This is a genomic window from Pedobacter sp. GQ55 (genome assembly GCF_059758925.1).
The window spans coordinates 777,611-796,077 of record NZ_JCAXEI010000002.1 but is presented as its reverse complement, the minus strand read 5'-3'; the positions used below and the strand labels follow the sequence as shown (position 1 = coordinate 796,077).

The 18,467-nt window shown below is 40.2% G+C and carries 11 protein-coding genes; 9 read left to right on the top strand and 2 right to left on the bottom strand.

All coding sequences use genetic code 11. The features are described 5' to 3' along the window. Positions 1–216 precede the first annotated feature (216 nt). The 3 genes from AC6CH7_RS08180 to AC6CH7_RS08170 are packed head-to-tail and all read left to right on the top strand — an operon-like array spanning position 217 to position 5,869. On the top strand, positions 217–1,329 hold the full coding sequence (locus tag AC6CH7_RS08180) for an efflux RND transporter periplasmic adaptor subunit (protein ID WP_498262209.1): 1,113 nt from the start codon (positions 217–219) through the stop codon (positions 1,327–1,329). Positions 1,330–1,335: 6 nt separating this feature from the next. Beyond that, a complete protein-coding gene (locus AC6CH7_RS08175) occupies positions 1,336–4,470 on the top strand; it encodes an efflux RND transporter permease subunit (RefSeq protein ID WP_498262208.1) in 3,135 nt (1,044 codons plus the stop codon). A 19-nt stretch (positions 4,471–4,489) separates the two neighbouring features. Continuing rightward, the gene (locus AC6CH7_RS08170) at positions 4,490–5,869 is read left to right on the top strand and encodes an efflux transporter outer membrane subunit (protein ID WP_498262207.1); all 1,380 of its coding nucleotides are present in this window, start codon (positions 4,490–4,492) and stop codon (positions 5,867–5,869) included. 25 nt (positions 5,870–5,894) lie between these two features. Here the strand turns inward: AC6CH7_RS08170 and AC6CH7_RS08165 are convergent, their stop codons facing one another. Continuing rightward, positions 5,895–6,356 (bottom strand): type I restriction enzyme HsdR N-terminal domain-containing protein, encoded by a 462-nt coding sequence (locus tag AC6CH7_RS08165; RefSeq protein WP_498262206.1) that lies wholly within the window; start codon positions 6,354–6,356, stop codon positions 5,895–5,897. Positions 6,357–6,481: 125 nt separating this feature from the next. Between AC6CH7_RS08165 and holA the strand changes: the two genes are divergently transcribed. Then, entirely contained in the window at positions 6,482–7,507 is a 1,026-nt protein-coding gene (holA, locus tag AC6CH7_RS08160) for a DNA polymerase III subunit delta (RefSeq protein WP_498262205.1), read from the top strand. Between the two features lie 126 nt (positions 7,508–7,633). Next, positions 7,634–8,674: an NAD(P)-dependent alcohol dehydrogenase gene (locus tag AC6CH7_RS08155; RefSeq protein ID WP_498262204.1), complete on the top strand. Its 1,041-nt coding sequence runs from the start codon at positions 7,634–7,636 to the stop codon at positions 8,672–8,674. Between the two features lie 106 nt (positions 8,675–8,780). Here AC6CH7_RS08155 and AC6CH7_RS08150 read toward each other — a convergent pair whose 3' ends face one another. Then, positions 8,781–9,794, bottom strand: a complete 1,014-nt coding sequence (locus AC6CH7_RS08150; protein WP_498262203.1) for a GntR family transcriptional regulator — start codon at positions 9,792–9,794, stop codon at positions 8,781–8,783. 393 nt (positions 9,795–10,187) lie between these two features. Here AC6CH7_RS08150 and AC6CH7_RS08145 point away from each other — a divergent pair, with 393 nt between their 5' ends. The 4 genes from AC6CH7_RS08145 to AC6CH7_RS08130 are packed head-to-tail and all read left to right on the top strand — an operon-like array spanning position 10,188 to position 18,461. Beyond that, on the top strand, positions 10,188–13,367 hold the full coding sequence (locus AC6CH7_RS08145) for a SusC/RagA family TonB-linked outer membrane protein (RefSeq protein ID WP_498262202.1): 3,180 nt from the start codon (positions 10,188–10,190) through the stop codon (positions 13,365–13,367). Positions 13,368–13,384: 17 nt separating this feature from the next. After that, positions 13,385–14,956 (top strand): RagB/SusD family nutrient uptake outer membrane protein, encoded by a 1,572-nt coding sequence (locus AC6CH7_RS08140; RefSeq protein ID WP_498262201.1) that lies wholly within the window; start codon positions 13,385–13,387, stop codon positions 14,954–14,956. 17 nt (positions 14,957–14,973) lie between these two features. Next, positions 14,974–15,873 carry a DUF5017 domain-containing protein gene (locus AC6CH7_RS08135; RefSeq protein ID WP_498262200.1) on the top strand — a complete coding sequence of 300 codons (900 nt, stop codon included), beginning with the start codon at positions 14,974–14,976 and terminating at the stop codon, positions 15,871–15,873. Beyond that, a complete protein-coding gene (locus AC6CH7_RS08130; RefSeq protein ID WP_498262199.1) occupies positions 15,870–18,461 on the top strand; it encodes a glycerophosphoryl diester phosphodiesterase in 2,592 nt (863 codons plus the stop codon). The genes AC6CH7_RS08135 and AC6CH7_RS08130 overlap by 4 nt, the downstream gene beginning before the upstream one ends. The last annotated feature ends 6 nt before the right edge of the window (positions 18,462–18,467 follow it).

Below are 18,467 nucleotides of genomic sequence, written 5' to 3'. Positions count from 1 at the left end.
AAACAAGTATTTAGTTGTTTTATTCACAAAAGTACTAACTTTGCTTAACTTTTTAATGAAATAAAGAATTATAATGAAATTACCGTGATACTCCGTACTTAATTAATAACCCAACACTTAGTTCGGGCGATAAATAATCGCTGTTAATCTTAGCTGCCAAAAAAGAGATTTTTAGGAGATGAGGAATACTTATGCCAAAAAAGAAAAATTACATTTATGAAAACAATACAATTACTCTCATTATTAGGCGGAATGCTGCTGTTTGAAGCTTGCAGTCCAACACAAAGCCAAACACAGGAAGAAACTATTCAGGAATATCCGGTTTCAACAGTACAACCTAAAGATGCTGTTCTTAATACAGATTACACCGCAACTATCCAGGGCCAGCAGAACATAGAGATCAGGCCAAAAGTAGATGGATTTGTTGAAGAGATACTTGTTGATGAAGGTGCGGTTGTTAAAAAAGGTCAGTTACTTTTTAAAATAAATGCCCCTCAGTACGAACAGGAAGTCAAAACGGCTACAGCTGCGATAAAAAATGCTGAAGCTGATGTAAGCACAGCAAAAATGCAGGTCGAGAAAACCTCGCCTCTAGTAAAAGAAGAGATCATTAGTAATTATGAACTTAAGCAGGCAAATTTTAATCTGCACGCGAAAGAGGCTGCGCTTGCACAGGCAAAAGCCAGTTTAGTAAATGCCCGCACTAATCTTGGCTATACTCGTATAAATAGTCCTGCTGATGGAGTGGTAGGAAACTTACCCTATAGAACAGGCAGTCTGGTTAGCAGTTCATCACCACAGCCGCTAACAACAGTTTCAAATATCGCAAGTGTTTTTGCCTACTTCTCCTTCAATGAAAAGCAGTTTCTGGATTTCACAGAAAACAACAAAGGGAAAACCATAAAGGATAAGCTAATGAATATTCCTCCGGTAACACTTTTGTTGGCCAATGGAACAGAATATTCAAAAAAGGGCAAGCTGGAAACTTTAAGTGGGTTAATCAATACAGAAACAGGTTCAGTTAATCTTAGAGCAAGTTTCCCTAACCCCGACGGATTAATCAGGAGTGGTGCCAGTGCACTTATTCGCATCCCGTTAACAGTAAGTAGCGCACTATTGGTTCCTGCTAAAGCAACCTTCGAAATGCAGGAAAAAACGATGATCTACACGGTTAAAAACGGTGCGGTTAAAAGTACTGAGATAGAGATAATGGACATCCCTTCAGGTGAATTTTATGTGGTAACAAAAGGATTGAACCCTGGCGAACAGATTGTGACAGAAGGAATGGGGAGCTTGAAAGATGGAATGAAAATCAAAGCAAAACACTAAAATATTATGTTAAAGAAATTTATAGATAACCCGGTCTTATCTACAGTTATATCGGTTATCATTGTTATAATGGGGTTACTAGGCCTATATTCATTGCCTATTTCCCAGTATCCAGACATTGCTCCACCCGCCGTTGAAGTAAGTACCTCATATCAGGGAGCAAGTGCAGATGTGGTCATGAAAAGCGTAATAGTCCCCCTCGAAGAAGAGATTAACGGAGTAGAACACATGACCTATATGACCTCTAAGGCAAGTAATGACGGTAGTGCCAGTATTACCATTAACTTTAAGCAAGGTACAGATCCGGATATGGCTGCAATTAATGTGCAGAACAGAATCACCAAAGCTGCAAGTCTGCTGCCTGCCGAAGTAATCAAAGTTGGTATTACGACCAGTAAGCGGTTGAATAGTGAAGTATTTAGTTTTCTGTTGTACAGCGAGGATGGAAAGTATGATCAAAAATTCCTCGACAACTATTTAAAAATTAATGTGATGCCTCAAATCAAAAGGGTTGAGGGGGTAGGGAATGCCGCTGTATATGGAGGCATGGATTACAGTATGAGAATCTGGCTTAAGCCAGATGTTATGGCTGCTTATGGATTAATCCCATCTGACATAACAGAAGCGCTTGCAGAGCAAAACATAGAAGCCGCACCGGGTAAAGTTGGAGAAAACAGTGGTCAGCCATTCCAATATACCTTAAAATATACCGGTCGACTTGAAAAGCCTGCGCAATTTGAAAACATCATACTCAAATCTGTAGGTAATGGTCAGGTATTGAAATTAAAAGACATTGCTGAGGTGAATATGGGCTCTTTTACTTATTCGAGTACCATCATGGCGCAAGGTCATGAATCGCCATATGTTGCAATCAACCAAACTTCTGGTTCCAATGCCAATGAGATTATAAAGAAGTGTATAAAAATATTGGACGATGCTTCATTAACCTTTCCAAAAGGAGTTAAGTATAGCGTATTCGCCAATGCAAATGAGTTTTTGGATGCTTCAATTTCTAAGCTTATAGTTACAATTATTGAAGCATTTATATTGGTATTCATTGTAGTATTTATCTTTCTGCAGGATTTCCGTTCTACCTTAATTCCTGCCATTGCAGTTCCGGTAGCTATCATAGGTACATTCTTTTTCCTTAAACTTTTTGGATTTACTATTAACCTGCTTACACTTTTTGCCCTGGTTCTGGCCATTGGTATTGTGGTAGATGATGCCATTGTAGTAGTAGAGGCGGTTCATGCTAAGTTAGATCAGGGTGTCAAATCAGCAAAAAAAGCAACTATACATGCCATGAGCGAAATTAGTGGGGCTATTATCTCTATAACCCTTATTATGGCTGCGGTATTTGTTCCGGTAACTTTTGTTACGGGGTCGGTTGGGGTATTTTACAAGCAATTTGGATTAACTCTCGCTGTAGCCATTATCATATCTGCAGTAAACGCACTTACTTTAAGCCCGGCACTTTGCGCATTGTTGCTAAAGCCACATGGCGAGAATCATGAACAGAAAACCGGCTTTTTACAGCGGTTTTACGCGGGGTTTAATGCTTCGTTTAGCACCATTACCAACCGTTATAAGAAATCGGTTGTTTTCCTGATCGGGAAAAAATGGATTGCATTTGCGATAATCATTGTGTTTAGTCTTTTATTCTGGTTTTTAGTTAAAACCACTCCAACCGGATTTGTGCCTAATGAGGATAGTGGTTCTATATACGGTAATGTTATTTTACCTCCGGCAACTTCTTTGGAACGTACTGAGTTCATTGCAAATAAAATAGATAGTATTGCCAGGTCTATTCCTGAGATTGAATTGTCATCGAGAGTTGCCGGCATGGATTTAATGAGCGGTACCGGGAGCTCATATGCGGCTATATTTATCAGGCTAAAGCCATGGAAGGAACGAACAAAAAAAGGGCAGGATATTAAAAGTATTGTTGGTCAGTTGTTCACGAAAACTGCAGAAATTAAAGGAGCCAATATCATCTTCTTTGCCGCACCAACATTACAGGGGTTTGGGAATAATGATGGTTTCGAATTTCAGTTGCAGGATAAAACAGGCGGTAGCTACAAAGCCTTTGATGCAGTAATTGGCAAGTTTATGGGAGCACTAAACCAGCGCCCCGAAATTATGTATGCGGCTACGTCATACAACACAAGTTTCCCCCAATACGAGGTTAATGTAAACGTTGCGAAATGTAAAGAAGCAGGGATTCCTGTTAATCGTGTACTTGGAACGCTGCAAGGCTATCTGGGCGGTATTTACGCGTCAGACTTTAATCGCTTTGGTAAGCAATACCGTGTAATGATTCAGGCTGAAGCTGAACAGAGAACCAATAAGGAAGCTATCAATAGAATATTTGTTAGGAATGATAAGGGCGCCATGGCTCCAATATCAGAGTTTATCACGCTTAAAAAAATCTATGGCCCGGAATTTATAAACCGTTTTAATCTGTTTACGGCTGGCGCTGTAAATGGCGCACCCAAGCCGGGCTACAGTTCTGGTGATGCAATAAAAGCAATTCAGGAAGTAGCGGTCCAAATTTTACCACAAGGTTATACTTATGAATTCTCCGGTCTAACACTAGAAGAGTTGTCTAGTGGGAGTCAAACCCTATTGATCTTTATCCTTAGCTTGCTGTTCATTTATTTCTTGTTAAGTGCACAGTATAAAAGTTATATTCTGCCCTTCTCAGTGTTGCTTTCTTTGCCCATAGGACTGGCTGGAGCATTCTTGTTTGCGCGATTATTTGGGCTTGATAATAACATCTTTCTGCAAATAAGTCTAATTATGCTCATCGGTTTACTTGCAAAAAATGCGATTCTTATTGTGGAGTTCGCATTGATGCACCGTCTTAGTGGGTTGAGCTTAATCCAGTCGGCAATTTCAGGTGCTACGGCCAGGTTAAGACCAATTTTAATGACCTCATTTGCTTTTATTTTCGGTCTGCTTCCGTTGATGATTGCTACCGGAGCAGGGGCTTTAAGTAACCGCTCAATAGGTACAGCTGCGGTTGGTGGGATGCTTGTAGGCACAGTATTCGGGGTGTTTGTAATCCCTGCATTGTTTGTAGTTTTTCAATCTCTGCAAGAGAAAATATCAGGAGTACGCAAAGACAATGAAGTTTTATAATTCGTAAGAAATGAATATAATGAGAAAATATATAGGGCTAATGATTTTGCTGACCGTGTTGGTGTCGTGCCAGGTATCAAAGAAATATAAAAGGCCAGCAATAGATACAAAGAATCTTTACAGGGATCAGCACGACACAGATACGGTTACCATTGCCACTATGCCATGGCAAAAATTGTTTAACGATCCGCTGTTAATTGAATTGATAACAGAAGGATTACAGCAAAATCTTGATCTGAAAATAGCTGTAGAACATATAAATGCAGCCAGAGCTAATTTTAAGCAAAGTAAAGCTGCTTTTTTACCGGACTTAAATGGTAATGCAGCAATAACTCAATCAAAACTAGCCTACCCCCAGGGGTTTGGTCTTGTCAGCTCATCCACCCAGTACGACGTGGGGTTAACAGCCAGCTGGGAAGCAGATATTTGGGGTAAGCTCAGAAGTAGTAAGCGTAGTGCGCTGGCTGGGTTGCTGCAAACGGAAGAAGCAAGAAAGGCTGTGCAAACACAACTGATCTCAGAAATCGCAAATAACTATTTTACGCTTTTGGCTTTGGATGAACAGCTAATTGTTTTAGAGAAAACTGTTGCCAACAGGAAAACGGATGTGAGTACAATGAAATCTTTAAAAGCAGCCAATATAGTAACAGGAGCCGCTGAGGTTCAGAGCGAAGCCAATCAATATGCAGCAGAAGTTGCTATACCCCGTTTAAAAAGGCAAATAAGAGAAACGGAAAATGCTATGAATGTTTTACTTGTTCGTCAGGCTGGTTCAGTAAACAGGGAATCATTAGAATCACAACGATTACTTTTTGATCTTAATATCGGTATTCCTGCTCAGCTGCTCCAAAACCGACCTGATGTTAAACAAGCAGAATATGCTTTTATGAAAGCTTTTGAAACAACTAATGTTGCCCAACAACTGTTTTACCCATCACTCTACATCACAGCTTCAAGTGGTTTTACCAGTTTTAGTTTCAAAGACTGGATTACACCCTCAGGTTTGTTTGCAAATGTTGCAGCAAGAATAACACAGCCTATCTTTAATAGGGGGGCAAACAAGGCTAGAATAACAACTGCCAGGGCTGCTCAACAGGAATCAGCTTATCTTTTTCAGAAATCTTTATTAAAGGCAGGAGAGGAGGTTTCTAATGCGATTTTCTCTTACCAAACCGCAATTGAACAGCAAAGTATAAGGACTAAACAATTGCAATCGCTGCAGAAATCGGTAGATTTTACTAAAAAACTGTTGCGTTATAGTTCTGCTACAAATTATACAGATGTACTAACTTCTGAACAGAACTTGCTGTCGGCACAACTCGATAATATTGGTGATAAATTACAGCAATGGCAGGCAGTCATTAGCCTTTATCGCGCTCTTGGAGGTGGTTGGCAATAAAAAATACTGCAAAAACGGTTTGTTTTTATAAGGATTGATACTCGGGAAGATCTTTTATAAAGACAAACTGTTCCTCTTTGTGGTCTATTGTTGCATAGCAATGCATTAATCCGTTGGTTACTACCAGCCATTTGGTTTTATGAACAGAGTTGTACCTGGCGGCCTGATCAAAAGTAGCCTGACTTATCTTAACAGAAGGCGCTTTACATTCAATAACCATTATTCGTTCTCCATGGGTACTGAATATTACAATATCTGTTCTCTTTTGAAGTCTGTTTAAGTTAAGTCCGCCTTCTATTTGAATAAGTGATTTTGGAAATTTCTTTTCCAGTATCAGAAACTGGATAAAATGTTGTCTAACCCATTCTTCGGGTGTTAGTACCAGATGTTTTTTTCTTACTTCGTCAAAGATAAAATAACGCGACTCCTTTAGTGTAATCTTGAAAGGATATTGCGGTAGGTTAAGTGCTGTTGGTGTAAATGACATTTTTGTAAAAATAGGCAAAAAAAATTATCTAAGTTTCCTCTGTGTATCTATTGATTTTTTGATGGTATCGGAGAGATCGATATAATTGTTTTAGAGCACAATTATATCTAATTTTGGTCTATCATATGAGTGCTGCAGATATAATCAAAGACATTAAAGCCAGAAAGTTTAAGCCTGTTTATTTACTACACGGCGAGGAACCTTATTACATTGATCAGATCATCCATTACATGGAAAATAATGTGTTGAATGATATGGAAAGAGGATTTAATCAAACTGTTTTGTATGGGAAAGATACAGACATGGCTACCATTATGAACGCTTCAAAGCGCTATCCTATGATGTCTGACTATCAGTTGATCATTGTGAAAGAGGCCCAGGATTTGAAGTGGGCTAAAGAGACAGAAGGGAGTAGTAAAGAGGCGGAGTTTGTACTCAATTACTTTGAGAAACCCATGCCTACCACCATTCTGGTATTAGGTTATAAGTATGCTAATTTCGATAAGCGTAAGAAGATTTATAAAGCCATAGATAAGAGTGGTGTTATATTTCAATCTGAACTGGTAAGGGACTATAAATTAGCAGGATGGATAGATGATCTTGTAAAAGAGAAAGGTTATAAAATTGCTCCGCAAGCATCTGCCCTCATGGCGGAATACTTGGGGACTGACCTTTCCAAAATTGCTAATGAAATAGAAAAGCTGCTTTTAAATATTACTAAAGAAACAACAATTGACACTGATCTTGTTCAAAGAAATATAGGGATAAGTAAAGAGTACAATGTTTTTGAGCTGCAAAAAGCACTGGCAGTAAAGAATATTTTAAAATGTAATCAGATCATTAATTACTTTGCCGATAATCCAAAAGCCAATCCAATGGTTATGGTTATGGCCAATCTGAATTCTTATTTCTCAAAGATTTTAAAATACCACTATCTGCAGAATAAAGGCGATGCTGCCAAAGAACTGGGCGTAAACCCATATTTTGTTAAAGATTACGAAGCTGCTGCGCGTAGCTATACCCTAAATAAAACCTTTGATATCATTAGCTTGTTAAGGGAATACGACTTAAAGAGTAAAGGTGTAGACAGTACCGGTAACACCACCGATGGCGAGTTGTTAAAAGAGCTGTTGTTTAAAATGACCCATTAATAGTTTGAAGCGGATTTCCTGACTTTATTTCAGGATGTTTGAATTGTATAATAAATGCTTTGAAATGTGTAGTTAATTTTGCGCTGACTGATGTAGATTTGTTTTATTATAAAATATAAATTAGCTATGATACAAGCCAAAGGATATGCAGCACAAAATGCTGAAACAGATTTAGCGCCCTGGGACTTTGAACACCGGGAAGTAGGTCCGCACGACGTTCAACTTGAAATATTATATTGTGGTGTTTGTCACTCGGATCTTCATCAAATAAAGAATGACTGGTTTCCAGGAGTATTTCCAATGGTGCCAGGTCATGAGATTGTTGGTAAGGTAATTAAGGTGGGCGACCATGTAAAAAGGTTTAAAAAAGATGATCTTGCTGGTGTTGGATGTATGGTTGACTCTTGCCAGACTTGTGAAAACTGCAAGGAAGGATTAGAACAATATTGCCTTGAAGGAAGTACCCAAACCTATAACAACAACGGAAGAGATGGTGTGCCTACCTACGGAGGTTATTCCAATACTATTGTAGTTCGCGAAGAATTTGTACTCCATATTTCTGACAAATTACCACTTGCAGCTACAGCGCCACTGCTTTGTGCAGGTATCACTACTTATTCACCTCTACGTCACTGGAAAGTTGGTAAGGGTCATAAATTAGCCGTTTTAGGTCTTGGTGGTTTAGGACATATGGGAGTGAAATTTGGTGTAGCTTTTGGTGCTGAAGTAACTGTCTTGAGTACATCACCTTCAAAAGAAGAAGCTGCTAAAGCTTTAGGTGCACATCATTTTGTGGTTACATCTGATCCTGCTCAAGTTGACGCTGTAAGAGGCTCATTTGATTTTATTCTTGATACTGTTTCTGCAGAGCACGATATGGATATGTACCTGTCATTGTTAAGAACAAGTGGGACACAGATTTGCGTTGGTGTTCCATCTCAGCCTTATGCAATTCAGCCGTTTTCACTTTTAGGTGGCCGTAAAAGCATTGCTGGCTCTGGCATAGGTGGCATACCTGAAACTCAGGAAATGCTTGACTTCTGTGCTGAGCACAATATCGTTTCTGATATTGAAATGATTGACATCAAAGATATAACTGCTTCGTATACAAGAATGCTAAAAGGAGATGTTCGCTACAGATTTGTAATTGATATGGCTACGCTTTAATATTCTAGCCGCATACTTTCTAATCACTGGTTAGTGAAATGCTACCCAGTCTTTTTGATAAAAAAAACACCTTTATATATGTTTAGAGGTGTTTTTTCATTAACAACTAAAGCGAATGTCTCTTGATAACTTTCGTGGGATTCCTTTTAGTAATGATTTTTTCTTCCAAAATAGCCTGGGCAACAGTTTTGCCCATTGCCTCAAAATCAGTTGAAATGACAGTAATGCCTTCTTCAAGGACTTCTTTCACAAGTGTATCATTGTAAGAGATAAGGCCAATGTCTTTACCTAGTTTAAGTTTCTTTTTTCGGGCCAGCTTAATTAGCATGACATCATCGGTGTCATATCTGCTAAAGGTTACGTATGCATTGCCTTTTTGGAAAGACTTTTCATCAATTTCAGATTGTATCAGGTAAGGGTGCTCAATTTCTGTGCAGTAATGCAAAAATCCTTCAATTACTAGTCCGGCATGTACAGCTTCCGGATGGGCAACCAGTATCAGGCGATCGTATTTTTTCAATTCATCCTTTAGTTTATGAAGGCTATTATAAATGTCATAACCGTAATCCTGGTATATACTGCTGTAATTACCAGATAAGCCCTGTTCGTTTAAATCAATAATTATTCTTTTTTTATCCGGAATTAAATTCAGAAGGGGAGCGACATCCTCTTTTAAAAAAGTTGCAATAACATAATGTGTATATGTTCCCAGGTTTTCTTTGATCAATTTTTCGAATACCTGGTAATTATGATGGTGAAAGTAAATGTCTATATCAGCCCGCGCTTCCAGTTGATTAAAAAGAGTCCGATAAAACTGCTCACGCAGAATATTCATTTTATCTAGTAGCAAAAAAACACGGAAGGAGTGATCGGTAGTCGTTCTACGTACGTAATAGCCCTTCCTGTAAACAGATTCTACAATACCTCTTTCAACAAGTTCATTAAGCCCTTTTAGTAATGTCTCTTTACTCATTTTTAATTGCTGTTGCAGCTGTTTGAGAGAAGGAAGTTGATCTCCGATATTAAGCTGATCAATTTCAATCAACGACATAATGTGATCAGCAAGCTGCTGATATTTCATTTTGCCTTGAGAGCCTTTTTGAATGTTTTCAGGTATCATAGGATAATTATTTATGCAAATGTAGTTAATAGACCATACAAACCAAACCAGCCTACCCTTCAAATTTCAATAAATGCCTATTTTGAGTTCCTGAGTCACTTTTATGATTTTTTATTTTATTAATAGAAATAAAATATATTATATTTGATTAGTAAACCAGTCCAGACCAGACTTGAAACGTAAAGATGTTTATTTTTAATTGTGTGGGTGTTTGTCTAGCTGCTCTGTTTGCAGGATGTGTGTGTAATTCCAGAAAGAAAAGGAGGCTGGGATTTTTACTAAGAACAATGATGCGGATAAAGCGTGAAGCGCTTTTTCGGTTCATTTAAAAAAAATAAACGGAAGATTTATTAAGATCTGCCGAATGAAAGCAACCAAATATAAATGATGAATATGAAACCAAACCTACTCTTTACGATGTTATTGGTTCTGGGTATTCCGTTGGCCAGTCTGGCCCAAACGGTAAAAACCATTACCGGGACTGTTATCGACGAAAACGGGAAGCCTCTGCAGAGCGCGAAAGTGATCATTCAGGGAAAGACTGTTTCTGGTATAACAGATGCTCAGGGCCGCTTTAGTTTTTCCAATACCAAGGAAAGTGACATGCTGGTAGTCTCCATGATTGGCTATACTAGCAAAACAGTTGTTATAACCAGTCAAAACCAGTATAAAATCCAGCTGGATCCCAGTTCCCAGGCCTTGAATGATGTGGTGATTATTGGTTATGGCGAAGTAAAACGAAAAGATGTTACCGGTGCAGTCGGTTCTGTCAATATGAAAGATGTAGAAAAAGCACCAGTGGTCTCTTTTGAGGATGCTTTGGCAGGCAGGGTAGCTGGTGTGCAGGTAGGTTCTAGTGATGGGCAGCCAGGAAGTGTTAGCAATATCACCATTCGGGGAGGGAATTCCATTACCCAATCAAATTCACCATTGTATGTGATTGATGGGTTCCCCTTGGAAAATCCAGATAACAATACTATTAACCCCGATGATATTGAATCCATAGAAGTACTAAAAGATGCATCCTCTACAGCTATTTATGGGGCAAGGGGAGCTAATGGAGTAATTATTATCAAAACTAAACAGGGCAAAGCGGGGCCACCTGTAGTAGCGTACAACAACTGGTTGGGCTATCAATACCCGGCAAAACAGATGGAGGTGATGAGCGCTTATGAGTTTGTTAAATATCAGCTGGAGCTTAATAAAACAAGCGCTGAACGCCTGTATTTACAGGATGGAAAAACCCTGGACACTTACAAGGATGAAAAAGGTGTGAACTGGCAGGACCATGTATTGCAGAATGCCTTTATGCAAAACCATAATTTCTCTTTAAGGGGAGGAACGGCAGCTACAAAATACTCGGTTAGCGGCTCGTACACCGATCAGGCTGGAATAGTTATTAATGGGGGCTATACACGATATCAGGGCCGTTTTCAGATCGATCAGCGCGTTGGTGAAAATTTCAAGGTTGGTCTAAATACAAATTATACCTACGGGGTTAAAAAAGGCCAGATTGCTAACTTGACCAGCGATAATCTTAACAGCAGTTCTGCGGGAAATGCCAGTTCATACCTTATGTACAGTACATGGGGTTACCGCCCAGTAACAGGAAAAGGAGATGAAGATGATTTCATTGATCAGCCTTTTGATGATGATGTCGCTTCTAATACAGATTTAAGGATAAATCCTGTGGTAAACTCCAATAATATGTATATGGGCGCTTTTAATAAGTCATTATTTACAAATGCTTTTATAGAATATTCTTTTCTGAAATATTTCAAATTCAGGATAAATGGCGGTATGACAGACACCCGTTTGACATTTGAACGTTTCAACAACTCTAAAACGGCAGCCGGAAATCCGCGTACCGTTTACGGGGCAACTTACGGGATTAATGGTTCAATTGATAACCTGAATACCCGTGACCTGCTGAACGAAAACCTGCTTACCTTTAATAGAACATTTAATGAAAAGCATCGCCTTGATGTAGTCGGAGGGTTTACCATGCAGAGAAGTAGTAGCGAGGGGGATGGCTATGTATCTATTTTACTTCCCAACGAAGTACTGGGTATCAGAGGGCTTGATCAGGGAACTGTACTTTCAAAAAACATGTCAGGTTCTTATGCAACATTGGTGTCGTTTCTTGGCCGTATTAATTATACTTTCAATTCCCGGTATCTGTTTACCGCATCTTTTCGCAGTGATGGATCTTCAAAGTTTGCTCCAAAAAATAGATGGGGATATTTCCCTTCCGGAGCATTTGCATGGAACATAGGGGAAGAAAAGTTTCTAAAGAACATTAAGGCTGTTTCTGCTGCCAAGCTAAGACTGTCATACGGCATAACTGGAAATAACCGGGTTTCAGATTTTGCTTACCTGAGTGTTTTAGACCAGGAAGTGGGGGCTAACACGGGGAATACCAGAAGTGGCTACTATTTTAATGGAGTATATATTAAAGGAACAGTGCCTGTTATGGTGGGAAATGATAACCTTAAATGGGAGCGTACGGGTAACCTGGATCTGGGGTTGGATTTTAGTTTGTTCAATGAACGGTTGAGTGTAACAACAGATTATTATTATAAAAGAACCACGGATTTATTGCTGAACGCCTCATTGGCAACATCAACGGGATACCTGAATGCGTATAAAAACATAGGTGTTGTTGTGAATAAGGGACTTGAGTTTACCCTTAATACGGTTAACGTTAATACAAAAAGGTTTAACTGGACATCCAATTTCAACATTGCATTCAACATTAATAAGATCGAAGAGCTGAATGGAGATCAACCGAGCTTGATTACACGTGTTACAAACTGGAACGCCAATTTTAACAACTCCTTGCCCTACATTGCACTACCAGGACGCCAGGTAGCCTTGTTCTATGGCTATGTTTTCGATGGACTGTATCCCTTAAGTGATTTTAATGTATTGTCTAATGGTGGCTATGAGCTGAAGCCAGAGGTTCCTAATAATGGTAGTGCCCGGTCGGTCATTAAGCCAGGGTTCATCAAATACAAAGACATTAATGGAGATGGAGTGGTAGATGCAAACGATCAGACTATCATCGGAAACCCTAATCCTAAGCACATCGGAGGCTTTTCCAATAATTTCCGATACGGACAATTTGACCTAAACGTTTTTTTACAATGGTCGTATGGAAATGATCTTTTAAATGCGAACCGTATTGTTTTGGAAGGTGCCGAGGCAAGGCCAAGTCTGAATATGTTTAAAACCTACGAAAACAGGTGGTCATTTGATAATCAGAACAGCATATTGCCGGTGGCTGGGGGGTATGGACCGAATGTGTTCTCGAGCAGGAATATTGAGGACGGGTCTTTTCTTCGCTTAAAGACAGTTTCACTTGGATATAATCTTTCTTCAGAATTGATGAAAAAACTGAAAATACAATCGGCCCGGATTCATGTCTCGGCACAAAACCTGGGAACCTGGACTAACTATTCCGGTATGGACCCTGAGGTTTCAGTACGACATTCGGCACTTACACCTGGCTTCGACTGGAGCGCGTATCCAAGGGCACGCACCATCACCCTTGGCATGAACCTAACTTTTTAACGATAAATGTTTTTACAATGAAAACGACTTTAATTTATATCGCTATAATGCTGGCAGTGGTGGGCACTTCCTGCAAAAAGATACTGGAAACAACCCCTCGTGATTTTGTGTCACCAGTAAATTATTACAATACAGAAAAGGAACTTGAATCGGCATTGGCCGGAGTGTACGACCGCATGGGGGATAATCGGGTTTATGCGCAGGGAATGGCCTGTTACATGGTCTTCAGCGACGAATTCTTTATGAAAAATCAGACATCCGGAATGAATGCTAATATTGTTGATGCTTCTACCCTGGAGCTTAACAGGCATTGGGAAGCGCTTTACACAGGTATTGAAAGGGCAAATATGCTTCTGGATAACATAGATAAGGCACTTCAAGTGAGTGAAGCAAAACGCAATGAAATAAAGGGGCAGGCATTATTTCTAAGGGCTTACTATTACTTTTTGCTCACGGATGAATTTGGGCCGGTTCCCTTAAAACTTAAATCTACCAAAACGCCTGAGGAAGAACCTCTTCCTGGAACTCCGATAAAGGATATTTACGAATATATCGTTACTGATATGAAACAGGCAGAAGGCCTGGTAAAGTCAGTTTCTGATTATGGCTATAACACCCGTATTACAAAAACAACAGTGCAGGGAATATTGGCAAGGGTTTATCTAACCATGGCAGGATTCCCATTAAAAGATGTTGAAAAATACGCTGATGCGAGAAGCTATGCCAGCAAGGTAATGCAATCTGGATTACACGATCTGAATCCTGATTTCAAACAGATTTACATTAACCACGTTAAGGAATTTTTTGATACGAGGGAGAATTTGTGGGAAGTAGAGTTTAAAGGAGTGAACCAGGGTGAAATACAGGAGGGCGGTATGATTGGTAGTTATAACGGTATCACTTGTGGAAATATTGAAATAGGCTATGGGTATGATTATGTTCATGCTACTGCCAAACTCTATAACGCTTATGCGGATGGTGACCAGAGGAGAGACTGGACCGTTGCGCCTTACAGGTATGTAACTACAGGACAAACGGCAGTGCAGACCAATTGGGCAGCAGACCAGATATACGAACGGAGCAACGGAAAATGGAGGCGCGAGTATGAACTTCTTTTACCAAGAAATCAAAACTATACCAGTACAAACTGGCCGTTGTTAAGGTATGCCGATATATTGCTGATGTTTGCAGAGGCTGACAATTATATCAATAATGGCCCCTCTACAGATGCTTACAAAGCCATCAATATGGTGAGGAGAAGAGGGTACGGAAAAGATCTGCTGATGCCAGATGTGCAGGCAGATGCTACTGTCGGTTTATCGCAGCAAGACTTTCTGGATCTGATCAGGAATGAGCGGTTGCGTGAACTTGCTTTCGAAGGTCTTCGGAAACATGATCTCGTAAGATGGGGAGTTTATCCGTCTGTTATGCAGACCCAGGTCAGGGAGTACCAGGCCAGTATGCCGGTGGCTTTAAAAGACGCGGCTATCGCACAGGCACAGCGAGTAACAGACCGGGCTGTGCTATTTCCTATTCCTAACAGTGAACTCGCTGTTAACCCTAATATCAAACAAAATTCAGGATGGTAACAACAAAATCGTATAAGATGAATAAGCTATTAATTGCATCTGTCATATTATTTTTCCTGGCTTCCTGCCAGAAGACCTATGAGTTGTCCCCACAAGGTGATTTTTCTGTTGAGCTGGAAAAATCCAACTATAAGGTCGGAGAGCCGGTTAGGTTTATTTTTAAAGGTAAACCCGATAATATTGTGTTCTGGTCGGGTCAGGCGGGGCGTAAATATGAGTTCAGAAAAAGAACTGTTGTGGAGGGGAATTCCATCTCGCTCAATTTTAAAAGCTTTGCTCAGTTTGGACTCATGCCCATTGATAAATCAGTGATAAAGCTTTATGTGTCGACTGATTTTAATGGAAAATATGAAGCCGAAAGTGTAAAATCGGCCACCTGGGAAGACATTACAGATAATGCTGTGTTTTCTTCTGGTCTGGACCAAACACCCTCTGGAAATATCAACCTCGATAGTTTTGCTAGCCGTAATAAAAGTTTAGCGCTGGCTTTGGTCTATAAGACCAGTATTGTAATGTCTGAGGCAGAGCAAAACCGTTGGGTAATTCGTTCCTTTGATCTTAAGAGTACCAACCCGGAGGGAGAAGAAATTGTGCTGGCCAATATGGCTACTGCAGGTTGGACTGCCTTTAATTTTAGTGGCCCTGCAACCAATTGGAGTATTACATCCGCCCAGTTGCTTACAGTAAGGAATAATACCGATCTTGATGATGACTGGGTGATAACCAAGCAATTCAATCCCAATAGTGCCTTGCCGGATATCGGTGAACCCATCAAGAATATTTCCCAGAAACTAACAGATTATAGCAGAGTATACACCACACCAGGTGTATATAGAGTTGCATTTGTAGCAACTAACGCCAATTTAGAGCAATCAGCTACAGTTGTAAAGGAAATAGAATTAAATATTACTCAATGAAATTGAACTATATAATTATGCTGCTGCTGCTTGCATTTGCGAACAGCAGCCATAGCCAACCGGCTCCCAATACCGCATTGACAAATAATGTAATCCGTCTGAATTGGGAAGATACCGGCAATGGATATAAAATAAAGCAGCTGTCGGTAAAAGGTCAAAACGGATGGCGCTCATTGTCTGGTACTTTGGGTCAATATACCCTGCTTTACAGTACAGACCAACCTAAGATGGATTCGGAAGCTAAGGACAAGAACGGGAGGGAAATCCAGTTTCCTGAACCGGAATACCGCTATATCATCCCTACCTGGAAAGCAAATACGTCTGCGGTTTCTTTAAATAAAGAAGGTCGATCCATTTTATTTTATCCTCAACAGTATAAAAAGGTAGGTAATACGTTCGTGTTTCACCAAAAAACAGATGTTGCTACTGTTGAAGCGACTTGGCAACTAGATCCTGTTTACAAAAATGATCTTCTGGTTTCTATCCGGTTAACAGCCGATAAGGATGGGTATTATTCAATAGCGAGCCCGGCACTTAGCGTAAACGACAAAAATCGGTTTGAATGGGGCTGTATCCCAGGGGTTTTCCAGGGTAGCACAATCAACAGCGATTTTACTGATGCCTATGCTTACGGCCACGGAATTCCGGACAGACCTGTCGTAGTAAGGGAAAGAACAGCTGCGGCACTTACGGCCATACTCACCAATAAAGAAGGGATTACACTGGCGGTAACAGCGGAGCCCGGGACAGCCCGAGACCCATGGGAATATGATAAATCTACCCAGTCTCAATGGCTGCTTGGTCTGTCGCTTATCAATCGTCAGGAACAACTGAGCCCAACCTTGTATCATCCGGTTCTGGGGCAGAAAAAATCATTTTTAAAAAAAGGAGAAAGTATTTCGTTTGATTTCAGATATACAATCAAGACATCAAACTGGTACCAGGTATATCAGCATGTGGTGAATGATGTTTACCGCTTCGATGAGCTATTGCATTTAAAACAAACCAGCGAGTCTTTATCTGATCGTTTGGAACAGCTTCTAGACTATGTTAAAAAAGATAGCACTTCCCGATGGCGGACCTTTGATTATCAGGGTCGCACCATTGGTGCCCAGGAATATTTGGGGGGCGTATATGGATCGGAAAAGGATGCCGTAAAAAATGCAGATTATGGAGCCATGTGGATGCTGGCCAATATAACAAAGGACCAGGTTCTTGTTCAGAAACGCCTTAAAGATGCATTGAATTTTAAACTGGCACAGCAAAATACAACTGAGGGGTTCTTTAAAGGAGCTGCCGCAGGTCAATATTTCCTTTACAATTCCAAACGTTTCACTGAAGAATGGGGCGACTATACAGAGCCGATAGCAACCACTTATTATATGCTGCTAGACATGGGGAATGTATGTTTATTTGAGCCAGATAATCAGCAGCTTAAAGGAGGAATACGTTTGGCGGCCGACTGGCTACTTACTAAAATGAAATCGGAAGGTTATTGGGAAGTAGCTTATAACAACAATACACAAAAACCTATGTTTGAGGACCTGAAAGATTACAGGCCTACTTTTTACGGACTGCTGGTTGCATACCAGATCCTCGGGGATAAAAAATATTTGGACGCGGCCGTGAAAGCAGCAGACTGGTACATTAAAAACGCCATAGAGAAAGGGTACTTTTTAGGTGTTTGCGGCGATGCCAGGTTTGCACCTGATTTTGCAACGGGACAAAGTGCCCAGGCCATGCTTGACCTGTATGAGATTACAAAGGAAGCAAGATTTAAACAGGCTGCTATTAAAACTGCACAGTTCTACACAACCTCCATCTATTCTCATCCTATTCCAGACCGGAAAATCAAAAAAAGCGGGTCGAGACAACTTGAGGACTGGCAGCTTAGCCAGGTGGGACTAAGTTTTGAACATGGGGGGATTTTAGGATCTGCCAATAGCAGTGGCCCTATATTACTTGCAAGTCATGCCGGTATGTTTGTAAGGTTATTTCAACTGACAAAAGACTCCCTGTACCTTAAAATGGCAAGAACTGCAGCTTTGAGTAAGGATGCTTTTGTAGACCCGGCCACAGGGGTGGCATCTTATTATTGGAACGCTATGAACAAGGGCGCAGGGCCTTTTCCTCATCATGCATGGTGGCAGGTAGGATGGATCACCGATTACCTGATGGCAGAACTTTCATTGCGTTCGCAGGGCCGGATTGATTTTCCTTCAGGCTTTATTACACCTAAAGTTGGCCCTCACAAAACATTTGGATTTCGGCAGGGAAAAATATTTGATAAGCAGGGAGATTTGACATTAATGGAAAAACTGGTTTCATTAAGCAACCCCAATATGGACTATGTATGTGCTGTAAATAAACAGGATAAAGTGTTTTACCTGTTTGTATTGAACAATGATGACGAAACACAGGAGGGTGCTCTTCAGATTGATCCATCCCGTTTTATTCCTGGGCACAGCCTGGATCCAAAAACTGTAGAATGCTTTTCTGCATCGGGCGGGCGGATTTCTTTTTCTTCCGGAGATAAAATCAAAATAGCGCCTTATGCCCTGCAGGTTTACACATTTAAATACAAGTAAATTTTA